Source organism: Bradyrhizobium ottawaense, from assembly GCF_002278135.3.
Lineage (GTDB): Bacteria > Pseudomonadota > Alphaproteobacteria > Rhizobiales > Xanthobacteraceae > Bradyrhizobium > Bradyrhizobium ottawaense.
This window is the reverse complement of record NZ_CP029425.2, coordinates 8,264,977-8,286,841: the sequence shown is the minus strand read 5'-3', so window position 1 is coordinate 8,286,841 and position 21,865 is coordinate 8,264,977. Positions and strand designations below refer to the sequence as shown.

The 21,865-nt window shown below is 65.8% G+C and carries 22 protein-coding genes, 1 tRNA gene and 1 riboswitch; of the genes, 15 read left to right on the top strand and 8 right to left on the bottom strand.

All coding sequences use genetic code 11. The features are described from left to right. Positions 1–534 precede the first annotated feature (534 nt). Positions 535–927, bottom strand: a complete 393-nt coding sequence (apaG, locus tag CIT37_RS38775) for a Co2+/Mg2+ efflux facilitator ApaG/CorD (RefSeq protein ID WP_026202434.1) — start codon at positions 925–927, stop codon at positions 535–537. Between the two features lie 179 nt (positions 928–1,106). On the opposite strand from apaG, the gene CIT37_RS38770 reads away from it, so the two are divergent. The 3 genes from CIT37_RS38770 to CIT37_RS38760 are packed head-to-tail and all read left to right on the top strand — an operon-like array spanning position 1,107 to position 4,141. Beyond that, positions 1,107–2,357 carry an OpgC domain-containing protein gene (locus CIT37_RS38770; RefSeq protein ID WP_028140907.1) on the top strand — a complete coding sequence of 417 codons (1,251 nt, stop codon included), beginning with the start codon at positions 1,107–1,109 and terminating at the stop codon, positions 2,355–2,357. Then, positions 2,357–3,136 carry an SGNH/GDSL hydrolase family protein gene (locus CIT37_RS38765; protein ID WP_028140906.1) on the top strand — a complete coding sequence of 260 codons (780 nt, stop codon included), beginning with the start codon at positions 2,357–2,359 and terminating at the stop codon, positions 3,134–3,136. Before CIT37_RS38770 ends, CIT37_RS38765 begins: the two co-directional genes overlap by 1 nt. A 12-nt stretch (positions 3,137–3,148) precedes the next feature. Beyond that, a complete protein-coding gene (locus tag CIT37_RS38760) occupies positions 3,149–4,141 on the top strand; it encodes an SGNH/GDSL hydrolase family protein (RefSeq protein ID WP_028140905.1) in 993 nt (330 codons plus the stop codon). Positions 4,142–4,256: 115 nt separating this feature from the next. Here the strand turns inward: CIT37_RS38760 and CIT37_RS38755 are convergent, their stop codons facing one another. Continuing rightward, positions 4,257–5,444 (bottom strand): O-succinylhomoserine sulfhydrylase, encoded by a 1,188-nt coding sequence (locus CIT37_RS38755; protein ID WP_028140904.1) that lies wholly within the window; start codon positions 5,442–5,444, stop codon positions 4,257–4,259. Between the two features lie 74 nt (positions 5,445–5,518). Then, a riboswitch (SAM riboswitch) is annotated at positions 5,519–5,598 on the bottom strand. 80 nt (positions 5,599–5,678) lie between these two features. On the opposite strand from CIT37_RS38755, the gene CIT37_RS38750 reads away from it, so the two are divergent. The 4 genes from CIT37_RS38750 to CIT37_RS38735 all read left to right on the top strand — a co-directional run bounded on the left by CIT37_RS38750 (position 5,679) and on the right by CIT37_RS38735 (position 10,115). Continuing rightward, on the top strand, positions 5,679–6,815 hold the full coding sequence (locus CIT37_RS38750) for a 2'-deoxycytidine 5'-triphosphate deaminase (protein ID WP_095425038.1): 1,137 nt from the start codon (positions 5,679–5,681) through the stop codon (positions 6,813–6,815). A 109-nt stretch (positions 6,816–6,924) separates the two neighbouring features. Further along, on the top strand, positions 6,925–7,341 hold the full coding sequence (locus tag CIT37_RS38745) for a PAS domain S-box protein (protein ID WP_095425039.1): 417 nt from the start codon (positions 6,925–6,927) through the stop codon (positions 7,339–7,341). A 106-nt stretch (positions 7,342–7,447) separates the two neighbouring features. Next, entirely contained in the window at positions 7,448–8,500 is a 1,053-nt protein-coding gene (locus CIT37_RS38740) for a hypothetical protein (protein WP_028140901.1), read from the top strand. A 169-nt stretch (positions 8,501–8,669) separates the two neighbouring features. Next, positions 8,670–10,115 carry an MATE family efflux transporter gene (locus CIT37_RS38735; RefSeq protein ID WP_095425040.1) on the top strand — a complete coding sequence of 482 codons (1,446 nt, stop codon included), beginning with the start codon at positions 8,670–8,672 and terminating at the stop codon, positions 10,113–10,115. Here CIT37_RS38735 and CIT37_RS38730 read toward each other — a convergent pair. The 6 genes from CIT37_RS38730 to CIT37_RS38705 all read right to left on the bottom strand — a co-directional run bounded on the left by CIT37_RS38730 (position 10,112) and on the right by CIT37_RS38705 (position 13,646). Next, a complete protein-coding gene (locus CIT37_RS38730) occupies positions 10,112–10,591 on the bottom strand; it encodes a hypothetical protein (protein ID WP_161966289.1) in 480 nt (159 codons plus the stop codon). The two genes, CIT37_RS38735 and CIT37_RS38730, sit on opposite strands and share 4 nt — an antisense overlap. Before the next feature lie 123 nt (positions 10,592–10,714). Continuing rightward, the gene (locus CIT37_RS38725) at positions 10,715–11,116 is read right to left on the bottom strand and encodes an SRPBCC family protein (RefSeq protein ID WP_028140898.1); all 402 of its coding nucleotides are present in this window, start codon (positions 11,114–11,116) and stop codon (positions 10,715–10,717) included. A 145-nt stretch (positions 11,117–11,261) separates the two neighbouring features. Continuing rightward, positions 11,262–11,621 carry a VOC family protein gene (locus tag CIT37_RS38720; RefSeq protein WP_028140897.1) on the bottom strand — a complete coding sequence of 120 codons (360 nt, stop codon included), beginning with the start codon at positions 11,619–11,621 and terminating at the stop codon, positions 11,262–11,264. A 105-nt stretch (positions 11,622–11,726) separates the two neighbouring features. Beyond that, positions 11,727–12,086, bottom strand: a complete 360-nt coding sequence (locus tag CIT37_RS38715; RefSeq protein WP_038947289.1) for a hypothetical protein — start codon at positions 12,084–12,086, stop codon at positions 11,727–11,729. Positions 12,087–12,217: 131 nt separating this feature from the next. Beyond that, positions 12,218–13,057 (bottom strand): helix-turn-helix transcriptional regulator, encoded by an 840-nt coding sequence (locus tag CIT37_RS38710; RefSeq protein ID WP_028140896.1) that lies wholly within the window; start codon positions 13,055–13,057, stop codon positions 12,218–12,220. 10 nt (positions 13,058–13,067) lie between these two features. Then, positions 13,068–13,646: a methylated-DNA--[protein]-cysteine S-methyltransferase gene (locus tag CIT37_RS38705; RefSeq protein ID WP_038947291.1), complete on the bottom strand. Its 579-nt coding sequence runs from the start codon at positions 13,644–13,646 to the stop codon at positions 13,068–13,070. A 175-nt stretch (positions 13,647–13,821) separates the two neighbouring features. Between CIT37_RS38705 and CIT37_RS38700 the strand changes: the two genes are divergently transcribed. The 8 genes from CIT37_RS38700 (at position 13,822) to CIT37_RS38665 (ending at position 21,845) form a co-directional block, all read left to right on the top strand. Continuing rightward, positions 13,822–13,895, top strand: a tRNA-Gly gene (locus tag CIT37_RS38700). 177 nt (positions 13,896–14,072) lie between these two features. Further along, a complete protein-coding gene (locus CIT37_RS38695; RefSeq protein ID WP_028140894.1) occupies positions 14,073–14,654 on the top strand; it encodes a helix-turn-helix domain-containing protein in 582 nt (193 codons plus the stop codon). Between the two features lie 397 nt (positions 14,655–15,051). Then, positions 15,052–16,110, top strand: a complete 1,059-nt coding sequence (locus CIT37_RS38690) for a LacI family DNA-binding transcriptional regulator (RefSeq protein ID WP_095425043.1) — start codon at positions 15,052–15,054, stop codon at positions 16,108–16,110. A gap of 77 nt (positions 16,111–16,187) precedes the next feature. Then, positions 16,188–17,642: a xylulokinase gene (xylB, locus tag CIT37_RS38685; RefSeq protein WP_095425088.1), complete on the top strand. Its 1,455-nt coding sequence runs from the start codon at positions 16,188–16,190 to the stop codon at positions 17,640–17,642. Next, complete coding sequence (gene xylA / locus CIT37_RS38680) at positions 17,643–18,965, top strand: xylose isomerase (RefSeq protein WP_095425044.1); 1,323 nt, start codon at positions 17,643–17,645, stop codon at positions 18,963–18,965. A gap of 12 nt (positions 18,966–18,977) precedes the next feature. Next, on the top strand, positions 18,978–19,736 hold the full coding sequence (locus tag CIT37_RS38675; protein ID WP_028140890.1) for an ATP-binding cassette domain-containing protein: 759 nt from the start codon (positions 18,978–18,980) through the stop codon (positions 19,734–19,736). Further along, positions 19,736–20,818, top strand: a complete 1,083-nt coding sequence (locus tag CIT37_RS38670; RefSeq protein ID WP_161966288.1) for an ABC transporter permease — start codon at positions 19,736–19,738, stop codon at positions 20,816–20,818. Before CIT37_RS38675 ends, CIT37_RS38670 begins: the two co-directional genes overlap by 1 nt. Before the next feature lie 94 nt (positions 20,819–20,912). Next, positions 20,913–21,845, top strand: a complete 933-nt coding sequence (locus CIT37_RS38665) for a sugar-binding protein (RefSeq protein ID WP_038973213.1) — start codon at positions 20,913–20,915, stop codon at positions 21,843–21,845. Positions 21,846–21,865 lie beyond the last annotated feature (20 nt).

The following is a 21,865-nucleotide window of genomic DNA, read 5'->3' as shown; positions in this document are numbered from 1 at the left end:
CTGCGCAGGGAAGGCCGAGTGTTCGGCACCACCTGTATGCTGCTGTGCGGTTCTTCTTGCGCGTGCATTTCGCGCAGCGGACCGCGGGTGCGAGCCGGCACCCGGTCTTCCCTGCGCCCTCTTGGCTAATGAGGGTGAGCGATGAAGCAAAGCTCGGGCGAATTGAGCCGCGAGGCCGCGAAGGCGTGTCTGCAAGCCGAGCTGCCTGCCACAAGCTCAATCTCGTTCGTGCCCACGTCTTTGTTGCTTATCGATGGAGATCGTGGGCACGGCGCTTAAGCGCCTTTGCCCACCCTACGGCACTGCCGCTGGGATCTGCATTGGAGCATCGCAACGACGACGTGGAGAATGCGTGCGCCACACTCTGCTCTCGTGCCCCGGACGCAGCGCAGCGCTCCCGGTGATGCGAAGCATCGTCCGGTGCGGTGCGCTGCAGAGCCGGGGCCCATCTCGCCGCGTGCCGGGCCGCCCCTGGGTCCCGGCTCTGCGCAGCAACGCTTCGCGTTGCGGCGCGTCCGGGACACGAGCGAGGCCCTAATTCAACACCCGCTTGTTGTCGGGACTATCAAGCGAAAACGCGGGAACGTCGATCTCGAAGCGCTCGCCGCTTTCGGTGACCATCTGGTAGCGGCCGGTCATGAAGCCGGAGGCGGTCGAAAGCGGGACGCCGGAGGTGTATTCGAAGCGCTCGCCGGGGGCCAGGATCGGCTGCTCGCCAACCACGCCCTCGCCCTTGACCTCCTGCTGGCGGCCGGAGGCATCGGTGATGATCCAGTGCCGCGTCTTGAGCTGCACGGTCTCCTCGCCCGAATTGACGATGACGATGGTGTAGGACCAGAAGTAGCGGGAGCGGTCGGCCGACGACTGCTCCGGAACAAAGTTCGGCTCGACGGTCACTTCGATCTGGCGGGTCACGGCGCGGTACATGGTTGCTATCATACCGAAATCCGGCGCTGGAACCAAACGCCGGAGGCGGCTTTGGCGACATCGTCCCGCCAGAATTCGAGGGGAATGACACCCGGACGTGATCCGGCCGCTTTGCGAGACGACGTCCGGGCCGGTACACTTCTCGACGTCGCGATTTGCGCAAGGGTTTTTAAGCCCCGATGACCATTGCCGACCAAGTGACGGGATCGACGATCGCGGGAACCGCCAAGCCCGCGGGGGCGAAGCCGCGCGCGAGGGCGCCGGCCATCACGCTGCCCGCCATCGGCGAGCGCGAGCTCCGGCTCGACCTGTTCCGCGGGCTGGCGCTGTGGCTGATCTTCATCGACCATCTGCCGCCGAGTCTGCTGACCTGGTTCACGATCCGCAATTACGGCTTCAGCGACGCCACCGAGATCTTCATCTTCATCTCCGGCTACACCGCCGCCTTCGTCTACGGAAGGGCGATGCTGGAGAGCGGCGTCGTCATCGCCACCGCGCGCATCCTGCGCCGGGTCTGGCAGATCTACGTCGCCCACGTCTTCCTGTTCACGATCTTCCTCGCCGAAATCTCCTACGTCGCGACCAGGTTCGAGAACCCGCTCTACACCGAAGAGATGGGGATCATGGATTTCCTCAAGCAGCCCGACGTCACCATCGTGCAGGCGCTGCTGCTGCGCTTCCGTCCCGTCAACATGGACGTGCTGCCGCTCTACATCGTGCTGATGCTGGCACTGCCGCTGATCCTGTGGTCGATGAAATGGCGTCCCGACGTCACGCTCGGCCTCTCGGTCGCGCTCTACGCGGTCACCTGGGAATACGATCTTTACCTGTCGGCCTATCCTAACGGCTTCTGGGCCTTCAATCCCTTCGCCTGGCAATTGCTGTTCGTCTTCGGTGCATGGTGCGCGCTCGGAGGTGCGCGACGGATGTCGCGTATCCTGGCTTCGCCGGTGACGATGTGGATCTCGATCGCCTATCTCGCCGCGGCGTTCTACGTGACGCTGACCTGGTACGTGCCGCAGCTCTCCCAATTCATGCCGAAGCGGGTCGAGCAGTGGATGTATCCGATCGACAAGACCGATCTCGACGTGCTGCGCTTCACGCATTTCCTGGCGCTGGCCGCGCTCACCGTGCGCTTCCTACCCCGGGATTGGCCGGGCTTGAAATCGCGCTGGCTGCGACCATTGATTCTATGTGGCCAGCATTCTCTCGAGATCTTCTGCCTCGGTGTCTTCCTGGCCTTCGCCGGGCATTTCATTCTCGCCGAAGTCTCCGGCGGGGCAGCCATGCATGCGCTGATTAGTCTCTCCGGGGTCCTGATCATGTGGGGCGTGGCCTGGGTGATTTCGTGGTACAAGCGCGTGGCTGACAAGAGCGGTGCGAAAACCAAAAACGCCGTCGGCAACGCCGATCTGGCGGGAGGGGGCTGATGAAGGCGAAGGTTCTCCTGAGCCTGGTCCTGCTATGCGGTAGCCTCGCCGCGCCTGTGGCGCGGGCGGGCGATGCTGCGCCTGGCGCTGCCACCGCGCCCGCGGCGTGCGAATTGCCGTCCTATCTGCTTACCAGCGAAAGCCAGCTTCCCAAGGTCGCCGAGGCCATCAAGGCCGGCAAGCCGCTCGAAATCCTGGTCATCGGCAGCCGCTCGACCACGATTCCGTCCTCGGAGGGCAGCTCCTATCCGGCGCGCATGGAAGCGGTTCTGAAGGAAAAGCTGCCGCCGTCGGAAGCGGTGCACGTCTCCGTAGAAATACAGAGCAAGCGAACGGCGGAGGAGGCCGCCTCGACCTTCGTTAAGCTGATGGAAGCAAAAACGCCTACTTTGGTCGTCTGGCAGACCGGGACCGTGGATGCCATCCGATCCATCGATCCCGACGAATTTCGCAGCGCAGTCACCGAGGGGGTTATTGCGTTGCAAAAGGCAGGGGCCGACGTCGTCTTGATGAATTTGCAGTACAGCCCGCGTACCGAAACGATGATCTCGGCCCAGCCATTTCTCGATAATATGCGCGTCGTGGCGCAGGAGCATGATATTCCGCTGTTCGATCGCTTCACGATCATGCGGCAGTGGAATGATCAGGGTCAGTTCGACCTGTTCAGCCCGTCCCGCGGGCCCGAACTGGCGAAGCAGGTTCATGATTGCCTTGGCCGGGCGTTGGCACAGTTCGTGATCGACGCAGCCCATCTGGAGCCGGCCCAGCAGCAAAATTGAGGTCTAGCGTTAATGAGTTCTCTCCGCCCTTTTTGCCTGACGGCATGGCTGGCCGCGCCTGCAGCAGCAGTGCTGTTGTTGCTGGCGCCGGCCCCGCAGTCCCATGCGCAGACGCAAGCCGCACAGGCGACGCCCGCACCCGCGCAGTCGGCTGATCCCGCGCCCGCCTCGCCCTCACAGACCAATGTCGCCGCAACCTCTCCCGAGCAGCGCGGCATCACCGCGCGCGCCATCGACAAGGTGAAACAGGTCGCCAAATCCGCCGGCGACGTCTTCAACCGCGTGCCCTGCCTGCCGCCGAAGGGCGGCTCCAAGGCGATGGGCTCGCTGCCGCATGTCGCGGGCAAGCTCGTCGCCGGCCAGCCCGTCCTCATCGTCGCGTTCGGCTCGTCGTCGACCGCAGGATTCGGCGCGAGCTCGCCGGAGTTCAATTATCCGAATCGTCTTGCCGCCCAGCTGCGCCGCCATTATCCGACCGCCGACATCACCGTCGTCAATGCCGGCGTCGGCGGCGAGGATGCGCCCGAGATGATGAAGCGTCTCCAGACCCAGGTGATCGACGTGCATCCGGATCTCGTGATCTGGCAGGTCGGCACCAACGCGGTGCTGCGCAATCTCGATCCCGGCGACACCGCCAAAATGGTCGAGGACGGCATCAGCCGCATCCAGGCCGCCGGCGGCGCCGACATCGTGCTGGTCGATCCGCAATATTCGCCGGCCGTCAACCAGCGCGGCGAAAGCGCCGGCAAGATGGTGAAGCTGCTCGGCAAGGTCGCCGAGCTTCGTCACGTCGGCATCTTCCCGCGCTTCGAGGTGATGCGCGACTGGCACGAGAACCAATCGATTCCGGTCGAGAGCTTCGTCATCGCAGACGGCCTGCACATGAACGATTGGGGCTATGCCTGCTTCGCCCAGCTGCTCGGCGACGACATCATCCGCTCGGTGGGGCAGATCAAGCTGGGCGTGAACGTGCCGGGGGATGTGCGGACCTATCGGCCGATGTAGGCACGCTGCCGTAGGGTGGGCAAAGGCGCAAAGCGCCGTGCCCACCACCTCGTCGTTGTAATCGAGAACGGTGGGCACGCTTCGCTTTGCCCACCCTACGATTGCGAATACGTGGCTACGCCTTCTCCAGCGCCGCCGTCAGATCCTCGATCAGATCATCGGCATGCTCGAGCCCCGCGGAGAAGCGGATAAAACCTTCGCTGATGCCGAGCGCGGCGCGGTCCTCCGGCTTCAGACGCTGATGCGTCGTGGTCGCCGGATGCGTGACGAGGCTCTTGGCGTCGCCGAGATTGTTCGAGATCTTCGCCAGCTTCAATTCGTTGAGCACGCGGAACGCTGCAGCCTTTCCGCCCTTGACCTCGAAGCCGACCAGCGTCGAGCCGCCACGCATCTGCTTCTTCACCAGCGCTGCCTGCGGATGATCGGCGCGGCCCGGGAAAACCAGCCGCGAGATCTTCGGATGGCTCGCGAGCACGTCGGCGATGCGCGCGGCGGTGTCGGTCTGCGCGCGCACGCGTACGCCCAGCGTCTCCAGGCCCTTGAGCAGGACCCAGGCGTTGAACGGCGAGATCGACGGGCCGGTCTGGCGCATGAAATTGTGGATGTGCTCGGCGATGAAGGCTTCCGACGACAGGATGATGCCGCCGAGGCAGCGCCCCTGGCCGTCGATGTGCTTGGTCGCGGAATAGACCACGACGTCGGCCCCGAGCGCGAGCGGGCTCTGCCAGATCGGCGTTGCGAACACGTTGTCGACGACGAGCCGCGCGCCGCCCTTGTGCGCGATCTCGGCAATCCCGGGAATGTCGAGCACGTCGAGGGTCGGGTTGGTCGGGCTCTCCAGGAAGAACGTCTTGGTGTTCGGCCTGACGGCGCGCTGCCATTGGTCGAGATCGAGACCGTCGACCAGCGTGGTCTCGATGCCGTAGCGCGGCAGCAGGTCCTGGATGACGTAGAGGCACGAGCCGAACAGGGCGCGGGAGGCCACGACGTGGTCGCCGGCCTTGAGAGGCGCCAGGATCGCCGTCGTCACCGCGGCCATGCCGGTCGCCGCCGAGCGGGCGGCTTCGGCGCCTTCGAGCTCGATCATGCGGCGCTCGAACATCGCGATGGTGGGATTGGAGTAGCGCGAATAGATGAAGCCCGGATCCTCGCCCTTGAACCGCGCCTCGCATTGCTCCGCGGTGTCGTAGACATAGCCCTGGGTCAGGAACAGCGCCTCCGACGTCTCGCCATATTGCGAGCGCAGGGTGCCGGAATGGACCAGGCGGGTTTCGGGACGGTAGTTGGTGGTCGACTTCGACATAGGTACCTCCGACATGACCGTCTCGTCGAAAACGGTCACAAAAAAACCGGCCTGGATATATCCACGGGCCGGGATCACAGAGGTCCCCGGCCTGTTTAGCGACTTATTTAACGTGGCTGCAAGCCGGCCGGCTCAAATCACCACGGGATAAGTGATGCTCATATTCCGCAATGCCCTTTCCGTCAAGGCGTCCATCGGATAGCCGTAAAAGACTTGTATTTCCGGCATGTCCGGATGCATCTGACCCCTGATGAGGACCCCCGGTTGACGTTCACGGTCGCGCCCGACGCCAATGGTATCCTGCCCGACCGCATGATCGCGGCGATGGCGGCGGCGGGTCTCATCCTGCCCGCCTATGACTTCGTCGAGAGCCAGATCCAGCCGGCGAGCCTCGATCTGCGTCTCGGCGACATCGCCTATCGCGTCCGCGCCAGCTTCCTGCCCGGTCCCGGCGCCACCGTCGCCGAGCGCATCGACGAATTGAAGCTGCACGAATTCAGCCTCGCCGACGGCGCGGTGCTGGAGACCAACTGCGTCTACATCGTGCCGCTGCTGGAGAGCCTCGCGCTGCCGCCGGAGATCGTCGCGGCCGCGAACCCGAAGAGCTCCACCGGCCGGCTCGACGTCTTCACCCGCGTCATCGCAGACGGCACCCGCCGGTTCGACATGATCGGCGCCGGCTATCACGGCCCGCTCTATGCCGAGATCAGCCCGAAGACGTTTCCGGTGCTGGTCAGCGAGGGCTCGCGTCTGTCGCAGGTGCGCTTCCGCACCGGTGACGCCATCCTCAATGCCGACGAGCTCGATGCGCTTCATGCCGCCGAGCGCCTCGTCGATATCGACGATGCCGATCTCTCCGGCGGCGTCGCCGTCTCCGTCGATCTCTCCGGCGAGAAAGCGAACGGCTTCGTCGGCTACCGCGCCAAGCGCCACACCGGTGTGGTCGACGTCGATCGTCGCGCCGGCTATTCCGTCGAGGACTTCTGGGAGCCGATCTCGGCCCGCCCGGACGGCAGTCTGATCCTGGATCCCGGCGAGTTCTACATCCTGGCCTCGAAGGAAGCCGTGCAGGTGCCGCCCGACTACGCCGCGGAGATGGTGCCGTTCGATCCGCTGGTCGGCGAATTCCGCGTGCACTATGCCGGATTCTTCGATCCCGGCTTCGGCTATGCCGGCGCGGGCGGGCTAGGATCGCGCGCCGTGCTCGAAGTGCGTTCGCGCGAAGTGCCGTTCATCCTCGAGCACGGCCAGATCGTCGGCCGCCTCGTCTACGAGAAGATGCTGGCCCGTCCCGACGCGATGTACGGCCAACGCATCGGCTCCAACTACCAGGCCCAGGGCCTCAAACTATCGAAGCATTTTCGGGTGTAGCCCGATCCTGTAGCCCGGATGGAGCGCAAGCGTAATCCGGGGCAGTCTCACTCGTGGCACGATCCCGGATTACGCTCCGCTCCATCCGGGCTACATGCGAGGTGACGACATGAGCAACCCATCCGAACTCGACGCAAGGATCGCCGAAGACGTCGCGGATGCGCTGATCTATTCGGACCGCTCCGGCACGATCATGCGATGGAACCGCGCAGCGACGGCTCTGTTCGGCTTCTCCGCAGCGGAAGCGCTGGGCCAGATTCTCGACCTGATCATTCCCGAGCACCTGCGCGCCGCGCACTGGAAGGGCTTTGAAGCTGCGCTGGCCAGCGGCAGCATGAAGCTTGCGGGCAGGCCGACACTGACCCGCGCGCTGCACAAGAGCGGTCGCAAGCTCTACATCGAGATGACCTTCGCGCTGGTGCGGGATTCCGGCGGCAACGTTCTGGGATCGGTGGCGATGGCGCGCGATGTCACCGAACGGGTCGAGCGAGAGCGCGCGGCCAAGACGCCACCGCAAACTTCGTGATGCGGAATTGGCGGGTGGCCACGCAGGGCGCTCTGCACGGGCGTCATGTTGCCTGCCGGAAGGTGCGGTGACACACTCGATCGCAACATGATCGGGAGCGAAACGAATGACCGCCGCAGCTGACGCCGCGCAGGAAGCTCAATGGAAGCGCTGGCGTGCGGTCGCCGACCTCTACCACGCCTATTTCACCGGCCTCATTCTCACCGTCGTCACGCGGCGCGGCACTGCGGATGCAGCGGAGTTCGTCTTCCGCGTGTTCCGCCGCCAGCAGCAGGAGCGCTTCCTGCCGGGGCTTAGGAAGCTCGGGATCGATCATCTGCCGCCGGCGGTGGCGGCCGCGCAATATCACTATCTCTCGAACTGGATCGGCGGCGTGCATGTCGAATACATGTATGAGAGCGATGCCAAGGCCTGGATCCGCTATCCGCCGCCGCGCTGGATCTGGAAAGGCACGGCGATCTGCGGCGTGCCGGGCGAGGTTTCCCGCGCCATGCTGCGGGGATGGCACGCCAATAATGGCGTCGCGCTCGGCGATCTCAGGCTCGGCTTCGTCTGCACCAAGCAGAGCGTCGACGGCCAGGACGGGCTGGAAGGCTATTATCACCAGTACGATCATCCGCTCGAGCTCGATCAGCGCCTGGTGTTCGCGCGGCATCTGGAAGCGCCGCTGTTCGATGCGAAGACTGCGCCGGCTTTGCCGGTTGCGAGCTGGCCGAAACCGCGCCTTGAAAAAGCCTATCGCAACTATGCGATGGAATATGTGCGCACGGCGGCGCCCGTGATGGTGCAGCTGTTCGGCCCGGAAGACGCCGGCTATCTGCTGCACCTCACCGGCAAGCTGATCGGCATGCAATATTTCGACGAGGTCGCGGCGGCACTGGCGATGAGCCGCGGCGGGGCAAGCGAATTCGCGTCGTTCCTGAACGCGCTGTTCGCGGCGCAGGATGACACGGCCGAGACCTCGCAATCCGAAGGCGCGTTCGAAATCCGCCAGCAGAGCTGGAAACTGATGGACGACGTCGCCGACTATCACGGCGCCTGCGCCAGGGTGCTGGAGGGATTGTTCGAAGGCCTGGCTGCGGGATGCGGGCGGCACATCGGCGTGCGCATGCGCGCTGCTGCTGGCGGCCGCGCGCCGCTGGTCTGGACGATCGAATAGCCTTCATCCATCGAAATGCGCTGCCGCAGGGCACGCCTGCAGCTGGCGCAGGTGGAATCGCTGCGAGCCGTGCTAACAAGCCTCTCGCCGCGCCTTCTGCGCGAAGAAAATAATCGGCACACCTACGCATTGCCGCGCCGCAAATGGCGCCCCCTGCCCCGGAGAGGACATGTCCGACATCGCCGAAATCCCGGTCGATGAGCAAGAGCGTCCGCTGCCGCCGCCACCGCGGCCGCTACGAAGCGCGCTTGTAGACGGGCCGATCCTGCGCACGTTGCTCTCTCTCGCCTGGCCTAACGTGATCGCGCTCTCGGCCGGCACCTGTACGGTGATCGCGGAGACCTCCTATATCGGCCGGCTCGGCGTCGAGGCGCTGGCGGCGATGGCGCTGGTGTTTCCGACAATCATTCTGACCATGACGATGTCGGGCGGCGCCATGGGTGGTGCGGTGGCTTCCGCCATTGCCCGCGCGCTCGGCGCCGGGAACCGCGAACGCGCCGCCACGCTCGCCGCGCATGCGATCCTGATCGGCATCAGCTTCGGCCTCGTCTTCATGCTGGGCATGCTGATCTTCGGGCCGCGGGTGCTGGAAATGCTCGGCGGCCGCGGCGACGTGCTGACCCACGCTGTCGCCTACACGCAGGTATTTTTCGGCGGCGCCGTGCTGCCCTGGCTGCTCAACACCATGGCCGGCGTGCTGCGTGGCACCGGCAACATGAAGCTGCCGTCGTTCCTGATCCTCAACTCGGCGGCCTGGCAGATCGTGCTCGGCGGCACGCTGGGCCTCGGGCTCGGGCCGGTGCCGCAGTTCGGCATGCGCGGCGTCGCGGCCGGCGCGCTGATCGCCTATTCCATGAACATCGGCATCATGGGCTGGTACCTGTTCTCCGGTCGCGCGCGGGTTACACCGAAGCTGCGCGGCCTGCGCATTCAGTGGGCGATGTTTTTCGACATCCTGAAGGTCGGCGCCATCGCCTGCTTCTCGCCGCTGCAATCGGTGCTGACGATCTCGATCTTCACCCACATGCTGGCGAAGTTCGGCACCACGATTCTCGCCGGCTACGGCATCGGCGCGCGGCTCGAATTTTTGCTGACCTCGATCGCGTTCTCGTTCGGCATCGCCTGTGTGCCGATGGTGGGGATGGCGATCGGCGCAGGCAACATCGCGCGTGCACGGCGCGTCGCCTGGATCGCCGGTGCATCCGCATTCGTGGCCGTCGGCGCGCCGGCCTGCGTCGTTGCGATGTTCCCCGATCTCTGGATCAACATCTTCACCGACAGCGCGGCCGTGCGCGCGGCGAGCCATCAATATCTCTCGACGGTCGGACCGTTCTACGCCTTTTTCGGCATTGCCACGACGATGTATTTCTCCTCGCAAGGCGCGGCCAAGGTGATCGGGCCGGTGCTGGCGCAGACGGCGCGGCTGATCTACATCTCGGCGGCCGGCTGGTGGCTGTCGACACACGGGGCGACCGCGCAGAGCTTCTTCTGGCTGGCCGCAAGCTCGATGGTCGTGCTCGGCCTGCTCTCATTCTCCAGCGTGGTGCTGACGCGCTGGGGACCGCGCGCGAACAAGGCTGCGATCAGGCCGGCTCTCTCTCGCGCCGCCGATTAGCGATGCCTGTGGCGGCGATGGCCGCTACCGCCGCCGACATTGGCGAGCCGCATCAATTGCGGGATCATCGCCATCATGTCGCGGCCTCCGGCACCACCGAGCATGCCCATGATGTCGCCGCCACCAACGCCGCCATAACCGGCCGGCATGGTGCCGCCCCCCATCGGGGTGTAGCCGCCGTAATTGGGTGCGCCAAAGCCGCCGCCGAGATGGCCGCCGGACAGGCCACCGAGGCCGCCGCCGCCGTTCTCCATCATGCGGCTCATCATCGGGCCCATGGTCTGCATCATCATGGCGAAGCGGCGCTTGCCCATCTTCGCCTTCATCATCTCCAGCATCGGGGCCATCTGGGTCATCATGTCCTCGCCGCCGGCACCTCCGCCGCCGAGGAACTGCGCCTTCGCCGGCGAGCTCGCGACTGAAAACAGCAGCAGCACGGCGGCCGCCTGGCAAATCACCTTGTCCGCACCTCGCATGGCATGCTCCTCGCGTGCGTCGCGCCGCCGGGAGAGCGGAGCCAACCGGACGCACGCCGCGATGGTTAAGGCTGGCGAGGGCGGAGCTCTGTGAGAAAACTCACAGAGCCGCGTGGACCGCCGCTAAGCTGCAGCGGGCGGAAACGCTTTATGTATCGCAACGACGGCGTCCTTGGTCTGGCCCTGGACGTAGGCTGCAAGCTCGTTCGGCAGCATGTCGATGATCCACACCAGGCGGCTTCTCCGGTCGCCGTCGGCGATCACCTGCACCGAGGCGCTGTAATGCTGCAGCCGCTCGTTGTTGATGGCATAGACGAGGCGCTGCCGCGCGTCGTCGCAATCGACCAGCACTTCGCGCGCCACCGAACCGTTGGCGAACGTGACGATACGCGCATCGCCGTCGATCGTGCAGGCGGTGACGAAGCCGGGTGCCAGCCGTTCATGCAGCGCGCCGAAATCGCGCACCGCATCCCAGACGTCGCGTGCCGGGGCATTGATGGAGATGTCGTTGTGGATGGAGGCCATCGGGGAATTCCTATGATGTGGAGTTCGTAGGGTGGGCAAAGGCGCGCTCTTCGCGCGCCGTGCCCACCATTCATCGGCGCTCTCGCACGCGATGGTGGGCACGCTACGCTTTGCCCACCCTACGAGTGCTCGTGCGCGGCGGCTTCTACACACAAACCGCCTCGACATTATTGCCATCGGGATCAATCAGGAACGCCGCGTAGTAGGTCGGGCTGTAATCCTTGCGCGGCCCGGCGCCGCCATTGTCGCGGCCGCCGCTCTTCAGGCCTTCGCTGTGGAACGCCTTGACCGCGTCATGATTTCCGGCGCGGAACGCGATGTGCGCGCCGTCGGCCTTGCGGCCCTTGTTCAGGTGCAGCCACAGCCCCGGCTCGCCCTTCGGCCCGAAGCCGGCATAGCCGTCGCCGCTGGAGCACAGGACGTAACCGAGCGGCGCCAGCACCGCGGTGTAGAAGCGCGTCGCGGCGTCGAGATCGGCAACGCGAAGCCCGATGTGGTCGTACATGGTCGTCTCCATTTGCAAAGCGCGCCGAAAATGGCGCGCGCCCGGAGACGACCCTAGTCGGGGTGGAGCGGGCGGCTCTTGGAGAATCTTGCGCTCGGCAGCCGGCTAATTCGCCGGAACCTCCGACTGCCACCGGATCACCCGTTTCAGGTGATAGACGTGAACCCACATGTTCGTTCCGATCACGCTGACCGTTGCGACGATCAGGGCCGTGAGCTTCTGCGGGTCATGAAGGGCGAGGACGAGCAGGAACGCGGACAGGGCCGCCGTGACGCCGAAGCTGAACCAGAGCCCGATGAGGCGTGGTGCAAACCAGGCCGGCTGACCGTCGGTGCCCCATTGCATCGGAATCCTGCGCGAGGTGATCTGGCGGCCATAATAGACGGCACAGCCGGCGATGAAGGCAAGACCAACGGCAAGCGCGATCAGTGTGGCCGCAATCACATCACTCGGGGCACTGTTCATCTGCCGGGTCGCCGCATTTCAAAGAGCGTTGGTTCGCTCTTTGGTTGTAATATCGCGCGGCGTTCCGTAAGCCCAGTACGACGCGCCCGTCTGGTCAACAGACTATTACCCCACCATGCGGCCGACCTGTCTCAGTTGAGGACGAGGCGTTCGGCGAAGACGCTGCGCTCCCCGCGCGAGGCCTGGCGGAATTTGGTCGGCGATACGCCGGCAGCGCGGTGGAAGGTGCGGACGAAGTTGGAGAGATCGCCGAAGCCGACGTCATAGGCGACATCGGTGACCGCAATGTCGTCATCCGTGAGCAGCCGCGCTGCGTGCCGCAGCCGCGACCGCACCAGATATTGATGCGGGGTGACGCCGAGCACGCTCGAGAACTGCCGCAGGAAATGGAACGGGCTGAGGCCCGCCTGCTTTGCGGCCTGTTCGAGATCGACCTCGGCATGCGAATTGTCGTCGATCCAAAGTGCGGCCTCGACCGCGCGGCGGCGGTCGCGCGCGGTGGGGGTGGCCGGCTTGCGCGCCTTGCCCGAAACGACGTCGACAAAACGGCCGGCCAGGATCTGGCCGACCTCGTCGAGGCCAATATCGCTATTGCCATCTGCCGCCGTCTGGGCGAGCTCGCCCAGCACCATCAATTCGGGTAGCGGCGGCGTGGCGCCGACCTGCCAGACCTCGCCCCGCCCGCCGAGGGCATCGACCATGTCCGAGCTGAGGAAGAACGACAGGCAGACATCGCCGCTGACATGCTCATGCGTGCAGGTGTATTCCTCGCCGGGCGCGCCGACCAGCATCGAGCCCGCCACCAGTTCGAAGAAACCGGCGCGGCAATGGCAGCCAAAGCTGCCCGAGCGGACATAGGCGATGGAATGCCCAGTGCGGCATTCGGCAAATGGCGTATCGCCCGGTCCCGCGTCGCAGCGAAACTCGGAAACGATCATCGATTGTGACGTCAGCAGTGTGGTCGCGTCCATGCCGCCTTATCTAGGTGGACGGCCTTGGTGGGGCAACCGGCAGCAGCACCTCGAACAGCGTCTTGCTGGCGACGGGATGGGCGCCCTCGAGTGCCAGGAGCCGCCGCTTGGAGATCACCCCGCCATAAGGAGAGAGCCGATCGGTGTAATTGCCGGCCTCCAGTACCCGGTGGCAGGGCACGATCAGCATGTAGGGATTTCTGGCGATCGCCTGTGCCACCGAATGTGCCGCGCCTGAAGCCCCCAGCGCCTTGGCGACCTCGTGATAGGTGCGCGTCTCCCCGCGCGGAATGGAACAGGCGAACTCGTAGACGCGGCGGTTGAAGCCGGGCACCCCGCCGGCATCCAGGCTGACCTCGGAAAAATCGGGATCGTTGCCCTGCAGCAGGCTCACGATGCCGTCGATCGCAAGCTCGGCATTGTCGGAGGGGCGCTGCTCCCGCGCCTCGGGATGGACCGCAAAGATGCGGCGGCGGGTGTCGATCTCCCGCGCCCCGGGCAATTGCACGGCCACCACGCCGGTGCCGCTCCAGATGATGCCGCAGCGCCCGATCGCCGTGTCGAATATTGAATAGCCACGCCCCACCATGCACACGCCCCACTCAGTGCACGTCTCTCCCCAGACACGAGATCATAACACCGCCACAATCCGGCGCACCCAAAATCTTGCCAAGACGTTAATAACCGGCCGGCTGGCTGCGCCAAACTGCTTGGCGGGAGGCGCCGTCTCGGCTAATCAGGACGGGCGCGCAAGCCGCGCATAAGCGGGCGTAGTTCAATGGTAGAACGGCAGCTTCCCAAGCTGCATACGAGGGTTCGATTCCCTTCGCCCGCTCCAAGCTTCCGATTGAAGTTTTCCATTCCGATCGATCTGGCAGGCGCGACCGCGTATTCGCGCGGTGCGTAAAATTCCAATATATTAGCCGCTGTCTCCGGCGCTTGCTGGTCCCTTGGCCTAAGCTCCTCACGCTTTGGCGGGTGCGGTCTCTGGCCGGGCAACGTTCGGATGAATACCATGGACCAGCAAAAACTCGATCGCGCGATCGGGCGCCGCCTGAAGACGCTGCGGACGCAGGCCGGCATGACGTTGAACGAGCTCGCCGCACGCTCCGGCGTCAGCCGTGCCATGATCGGGCGGGTGGAGCGGGCGCAGAGCAGCGCGACGGCTGCGCTGCTGGGACGACTCTGCGCGGCGCTCGACGTGTCGCTCAGCGATGTCGTCGCGCTCGCCGAGAAGCCGCCGGAGCGCTTGGTGCGGCTTGCCGACCAGCCGCATTGGCGCGATCCCGACAGCGGCTATCGCCGCCGGCACGCCTCGCCGACGGATGCGGCGAGCGGCATCGAGATCATCGTCATCGATTTGCCGGCCGGCGCGCGGGTGCCGTACAGCCCCTGGGGCCGCAACGCCTTCACCCAGCAACTGCTGATGCTGGAGGGAGCCATCGCCGTGCACATCGACGCCAAGGCGGTGCGCCTGCGCGAAGGCGACTGCCTGGATTTCGACGTGATGCGCGCGGTGATCTTCGAGAACGAAACCAAGCAGGACGCGCGCTACGTCATCATCACGCGGCGCGGCGCCTCCTACGGGAAGATGTGAGATCAGGGCAAGCCTGTCATGGCCTGTCGACAAGTCCGGTCAATGCTCAGGCCAATTGCGGCAGCGGCTGGACCCGCTCGCCGGCCCAGGAGCTGAGCATTTTGATGATAGAGCGTCGCGGACTGCCACAGGACGCGTTGATAGAGCCTGCCTTTGTCCGAATCCCTGGCGATATCGCCGCGCGCTCTCATGATCTTGCCGCGAACGCTCGTTGTGGCGCCGTCGGTGAGCGGCAACCATAGGCAAGGCGGCGGGGCCGCGCGTCCAGCGTTCGAGCGAGACGCGGGTCGGGCAGGGGCGTGTCTACGGCTGTGGCTACAACCGTAATTTGAGGCTCGGCGATGACGGTCCTCAAAATGAGTTGCGTACCTCAAAACACCTCTGCTAACCTTCAGCGATGGCTGACACCCTCGCCGCGACCGCGCTGACGCTGAAGGACATCGCCCGCGAGGCGGGCGTCAGCCTGGCGACGGTCGATCGCGTGCTGCACAACCGCCCGGGGGTGCGGCCGGACACGGTGCGGCGCGTCAAGGCGGCGATCGAGCGCAACGCGTTCCAGCCGCATGTTGCCGCCGCCGAGCTCGCCCGCGGCCGCGCCCGCCGCTTCGCCTTCGTGATGCCGTCGGGGCCGAACCCCTTCATGCAGCAGATCGAGGCCTATCTCGGCGAGATGTCGGCCTGGCTCTCGGTTCGCCGCCTCAATGTCGAGATGGTTCCGACCGACGTGTTTGATCCCTCCGTGCTTGCGGCCTCACTGGAGGCGCTGTCGGGCGATTACGACGGCGTCGCCGTGGTGGCGCTGGATCATCCGGGCGTCCGCGCCGCGATCAACGATCTCGTCGATGCCGGCACCAAGGTGGTGACGCTGGTTTCGGACGTGCCGTCCTCGCGGCGCCACCATTATGTCGGCATCGACAACATTGCCGCGGGGCGCACCGCCGGCGCGCTGGTCGGGCGACTGGCCGGCCAAAAGTCCGGCAAGGTCGCGATCGTCGCGGGCTCGCAGGGCCTGCGCGACCATGCCGAGCGCATCTTCGGCTTCAACCAGGTGATGGCGTCGGAATTCCCCGGGCTCAGCGTGCTGCCGGTGCTGGAAGGGCGCGACGAGGACGATCGTTCGGAACAGGTGCTGGCGCGGCTGCTCGGCAGGCATGCCGACATCGTCGGCCTTTATAACGTCGGCGCCGGCACCCAGGGCGTCGCCAAGGCCTTGAATGACAAGGCGTTGAGCGATGCCGGCCGCGACAAGCAGGTCGTGTTCGTCGGTCATGACGTCACCGTGCTGACGCGCCGGCTGCTGCTGCAGGGCGTGATGGATGCCGCGATCTCGCAGAACCCCGGGCACGAGGCGCGTGCGGCCGTGCGCGTGCTGCTCGCGCTCGCCCGCGGCGAGCCGATCCTGCGCGAACAGGAGAAGATCAGGATCGACATCGTGATGCGGGACAATCTGCCTTAGCGGCAGATGAATATGGAACGGCCTGGCGGGAAGGCGACGCAAGCTCGCGCACCGCAATGGGTAAATGGGAGGACGATTTGTATCTCGGACTGGACATCGGCACCTCCGGCGTGAAAGCGGTGCTCGTGAGCGAAGCCGGCGCGATCCTCGCGACGGCGGCGCGCGAGCTTGCGCTGTCGCACCCGGCGCCGCTGTGGTCCGAGCAGGACCCCGATTCCTGGGTCGATGCAGCCATCGGTGCGGTCGACGATCTCGCCGCCCGCCATCCGCGCGAGGTGGCGCGGGTCCGCGGCATCGGCCTGTCGGGCCAGATGCATGGCGCGACGCTGCTCGACGAGAACGGACGGCCGCTGCGTCCGGCGATCCTCTGGAACGACGGCCGCTCGCAGGCCGAATGCGCCGTGCTGGAGCAGCGTTGCCCCTCGCTGCACGCGATGGCAGGCAATCTGGCGATGCCGGGTTTCACCGCCCCGAAGCTGTTGTGGGTCGCGCGGCATGAGCCAAAAATCTTCGCGCGCGTCGCAAAGGTGCTGCTGCCGAAGGCCTATGTGCGCTATCGCCTGACCGGCGAGTTGATCGAGGACATGTCCGATGCGGCCGGCACGCTGTGGCTCGATGTCGGTCTGCGCCGCTGGTCGCCCCTGTTGCTGCATGCCACCGGGCTCGATCTCCACCACATGCCGCGCCTCGTCGAGGGCAGCGAGGTGAGCGCGATGCTCGCGCCGGAATTCACCCAGCGCTGGGGCATGGCGAAAGATGTCGTTGTCGCCGGGGGCGCCGGCGACAACGCCGCGAGCGCGATCGGGCTCGGCGCGATCGCGCCGGGCGATGCGTTCCTGTCGCTCGGCACGTCAGGCGTGGTGTTCCGCGTCACCGACCGGTTCGCGCCGGCGCCTGAAACGGCGGTGCATGCGTTCTGCCACGCGCTGCCCGGCCTCTGGCACCAGATGGGCGTGATGCTCTCGGCAGCGGCCTCGCTGGCCTGGCTCGCCGGCGTGATGGAGACGCCGGCCGCAGCGCTGCTGGCGCCGCTCGGCGAGCGCGTCGACGGGCCGAGCCCGATCAGATTCCTGCCCTATCTCGACGGCGAGCGCACGCCGCACAACGATGCCGCGGCGAGCGGCGCCTTCGTCGGCCTGCGCGGTGCGACCGGGCGGACGCAGATCGTGCAGGCCGTGCTCGAAGGCGTGGCATTCGCCGCGCGCGACAATCTGGCGGCGCTGAGCGCGGCGAGCGGGCCTGTTGCCGAGCTCGATCTCGTCGGCGGCGGCTCGCGCTCGCCGCTATGGGCGCAGATCTGCGCCGATGTGCTCGGCATTCCCGTTCACCGCGTCGAGGAGGGCGAGGTGGGGGCGGCCCTCGGCGCCGCGCGGCTCGGCCGGCTCGCTGTGACCGGCGAGACACCGGCAGCGGTCTGCACCCGCCCGCGGCGGCTCGCGAGCTTCACGCCCCGCGCATCCGTCACTGAGGCCTATGACGAGGCCTATCGGCGATGGCGCGCGCTTTATCCCGCATTGAAGGAGTGCTCTTAAGTGAACGCGTCAGCCAAATTCTTCGATGCAACTGCACCTGTCGCCTTCGCCGGCAAGGATGCGGGACAGGCGCCCGCGTTCCGCTGGTACGACAAGGATCGCCTCGTGCATGGCCGCAGGCTGGAGGATCATCTGCGCTTTGCAGTCTGCTATTGGCATTCGTTCTGCTGGCCGGGTGGCGATCCCTTCGGCGGCGAGACGTTCCTGAGGCCGTGGCACGGGGGCGGTGACGCGATGGCGCAGGCGCGCGCCAAGGCCGACGTCGCCTTCGAGCTGTTCCGCCTGCTGGACGTGCCCTACTTCACCTTCCACGACGTCGATGCCGCGCCGGAAGGTAGCTCGCTCGCGGAATCCGTCGCCAATCTCAATGCGATTGCCGATCTGTTCGAGGCAAAGATGGCCGCGAGCAAGGTCCGCCTGCTCTGGGGCACCGCCAACCTGTTCACTCATCGTCGCTACATGGCGGGCGCGGCGACCAATCCGGATCCGGAGATCTTCACCTACGCGGCAGGCCAGGTCCGCGCCGCGCTGGAGGTGACGCACCGGCTCGGCGGCCAGAACTATGTGCTGTGGGGCGGGCGCGAGGGCTACGAGACGCTGCTCAACACCGATCTCAAGCGCGAGCTCGACCAGCTCGGCCGCTTCATCTCGCTGGTCGTCGAGCACAAGCACAGAATAGGCTTCAAGGGGCCGATCCTGATCGAGCCGAAGCCCAAGGAGCCGACCAAGCATCAATATGATTTCGATGTCGCCACCTGCTACGGCTTCCTTGCGCGCTATGACCTCCTGAAGGACGTCAAGCTCAACATCGAGCAGAACCACGCCATCCTCGCCGGTCACTCCTTCCACCATGAGGTGGCGCTGGCCGAGGCGCTCGGCGTGTTCGGCTCGCTCGACGTCAACCGCGGCGACGATCTGCTCGGCTGGGATACCGACCAGTTCGCGATGAACGTCCCGGAGCTGGCGCTGGTGTTTCACGAGATCCTGAACCGTGGCGGCTTCACCACCGGCGGGCTCAATTTCGACGCCAAGATCCGGCGGCAGTCGATCGACCCTGATGATCTGATCCACGCCCATGTCGGCTCGATGGATGCCTGCGCGCGCGCATTCCTCGCCGCCGCCGACATGCTGGACGCCGGCGCCCTCACGGCGCCGCTCACCGAGCGTTACCAGGGATGGTCCGGCCCCGAGGGTCGCGCCATTCTCGGCGGCCAGCGTTCGCTCGCCGATCTCGCCGACCGCGCGCTTCGTCCCGGTTTCGACCCGCAGCCGCGCTCGGGCCGGCAAGAATATCTGGAATCCCTGGTCAACCGCTATGTCTGAGCGAGGCTGCTGATGGCAAAGGCTGACGCGACACCGGTCCTCGAGCTGACCGGCATCGGCAAGGAGTTCGGCGCGATCCGCGCGCTGCACGGCGTCGACATGCAGGTCATGCCGGGCGAGGTGGTCGGGCTGATGGGCGACAACGGCGCGGGCAAGTCGACCCTGGTCAAGATCATCGCCGGCAATTTCCGCCCCAGCCATGGCGAGATCCGCTTTGCCGGCAATGCGGTCCATTTCAGCCGGCCGGTCGATGCCCGCGCCGTCGGCATCGAGGTCGTCTACCAGGACCTCGCGCTGTCGGACAATCTCACGGCGGCGGCCAACGTGTTCCTCGGCCGCGAGCTGAAGCGCAGGTTCGGGCCCATCGCATTGCTCGACCACAAGGCGATGGCAGCGCGCGCGCTGGAGCTTTTCGGCGAGCTGCGCTCGGAGACGCGCCCCGACGATCTCGTCAAGCAGATGTCGGGCGGCCAGCGCCAGGCGGTCGCGATCGCGCGGACGCGGCTCTCCAATGCCCGGCTGGTGATGATGGACGAGCCGACCGCCGCGATCTCGGTGCGCCAGGTCGAGCAGGTGCTCGGCCTGATCCACCGGCTGAAGGAGCAGGGTGTCGCGGTGATGCTGATCTCGCACCGCATGCCGGATGTGTTCGCGGTGTGCGACCGCGTCATCGTCATGCGTCGCGGCGAGAAGCGGGCCGATAAGCCGATCCACCAGACCTCACCGGAGGAAGTCACCGCCCTCATCACCGGCGCTAAGGAGGCGGCGTGATGGCCATGCCCATGGAATCTCCGATCAGCTTCACCAATGTCGGCAAGATCAGATGGTGGCAGCGCGGCATCTTCGCCTCGCAGACTGGTTACGTTCTGCTCGCGCTGGCGGTGCTGCTGGTGATCATGCATTTCGCCAGCCCCTATTTCTTCACCGAAGGCAACATGCAGAACGTGGCGAAGAACTTCTCGTTCATCGCCATCGCGACGCTCGGCGTCACCTTCGTCATCATCACCGGCGGCATCGATCTGTCGGTGGGATCGATGATGTGCTTCTCCGCCATGATCACCTCGATGGTAATGACCGAACTGTCGGCGCCCGGCTCGCCAGCAGGCGCCTTGTTCGTGCACATGGCGGCCGACGGCAAGACCGTAATTGCCAACGTGCCCGGCCTGATCCTGCTGATCTCGATCCTCGCCGGCCTCGGCGTCGCGCTGATCGCCGGGCTGGTCAACGGCTTCTGCATCGCGGTGCTCGGCCTGTCGCCCTTCGTGACCACGCTCGGCATGCTCTCGATCGTGCGCGGGCTCGGTTATGTCGTCTCCAACGGCCGCGGCAGCTTTCCGGGTGGGCCCGACGCCGATCGTTTCTACGCGCTCACCTCGGGCGATGTGCTCGGCGTGCCCGTGCCTTTCATTTATCTCGTGATCCTCGCATTGACGATGGCCGTGGTGCTGCATCACAGCGCGTTCGGCCGCCACGTCTTCGCGCTCGGCGGCAACGAGAGGGCGGCTGAACTCACCGGCATCCCGGTCGTGCGGGTGAAGATAGAGGTCTATGTGATCTGCGCGCTCGCAGCCGGCCTGCAGGGCATCATCATCTCCGGCTGGCTCGGATCGGCGCCGGCCAACATGGCGACGTCCTACGAGCTCAACGTGATCGCGGCGGCTGTGATCGGCGGCGCCAATCTCGCCGGCGGCATCGGCGGTCCGCTCGGGGCCATCGTCGGCTGCGTGCTGCTGGAAGTGATCCGCAATGGCCTCGTGCTGGCGCAGGTCTCCTCCTACTGGCAGCAGACGCTGGTGGGCGTGATCATCATCCTGGCCGTGCTGGTCGACCGCATCCGCTCGCGGATGAGCTGACGTAACGTCGCTTCGGGAAGACAAATAAAATTTTGCCTGTCCGCTTCCCGGGCGCTTTCGAGAGGATAGGCACCAAACAAGGGTGGAGGAGACAATGAGGAAACTTCTTCTTGCCGGCATCGCCGTCGCAATGATGGCAACGCCGGCGTTGGCCGCGAACTACCGCTTCGTCATCGTGCCCAAGGCGATGAACAATCCGTTCTTCGACTTCGCGCGCGACGGCTGCCTTAAGCGAGCCAAGGAGCTCGGCAATATCGAGTGCATCTACAAGGGGCCGGTCGAGCATGAGCCGGCGACGCAAGCCCAGATCATCCAGGACTTCGTCACCCAGAAGGTCGACGGCCTCGCCATCTCGGTCGCCGACGTCGCGGCCATGACCAAGTCGATCGAGGCGGCGACGGCGGCCGGCATCCCCGTCATTACCTTCGATGCCGACGCGCCCGGCTCCAAGCGTATCGCCTATATCGGCACCAACAACAAGGAGTTCGGCGTCGCGCTCGGCAAGCAGCTGGTGAAGATGCGCCCCGACGGCGGCAAATACGCCATGGTCTCGGGCGGCCCCGGCGCCAAGAACCTCGCCGAGCGCGTCGACGGCGTGCGCGAGGCGCTGAAGGGCTCGAAATGGACGGAGGTCGCGGGCTCCCCGACCTTCTGCAACGACGATCCGGCACTCGCGGTCCAGCAGATGACGGATATGCGCACCGCGACACCTGATCTCGCCGCCATCGTTCCCATCGGGGGCTGGCCGATGTTCGCGCCCGAAGGCTTCAAGGCCTTCGCCAGCAGGAACAAGAAGGACATCGATTCCGGCAAGTTCACGCTCGTCGTCGCCGATACGCTGAAGATGCAGCTCGAGCTGCTGCGCGACGGCTATGCCAACGCGCTGGTCGGCCAGCGTCCGTTCGAGATGGGCGAGAAGGCGATGGACACGCTGCTCGCCATCAAGAAGGGCGAGAAGGTGCCGGAGATCGTCTACACCGGCCTCGATCTCGTCACCAAGGACAACGTCGCGCAGATGTTGAAGTAGGAGCGTCCGCCAGCCCCGCG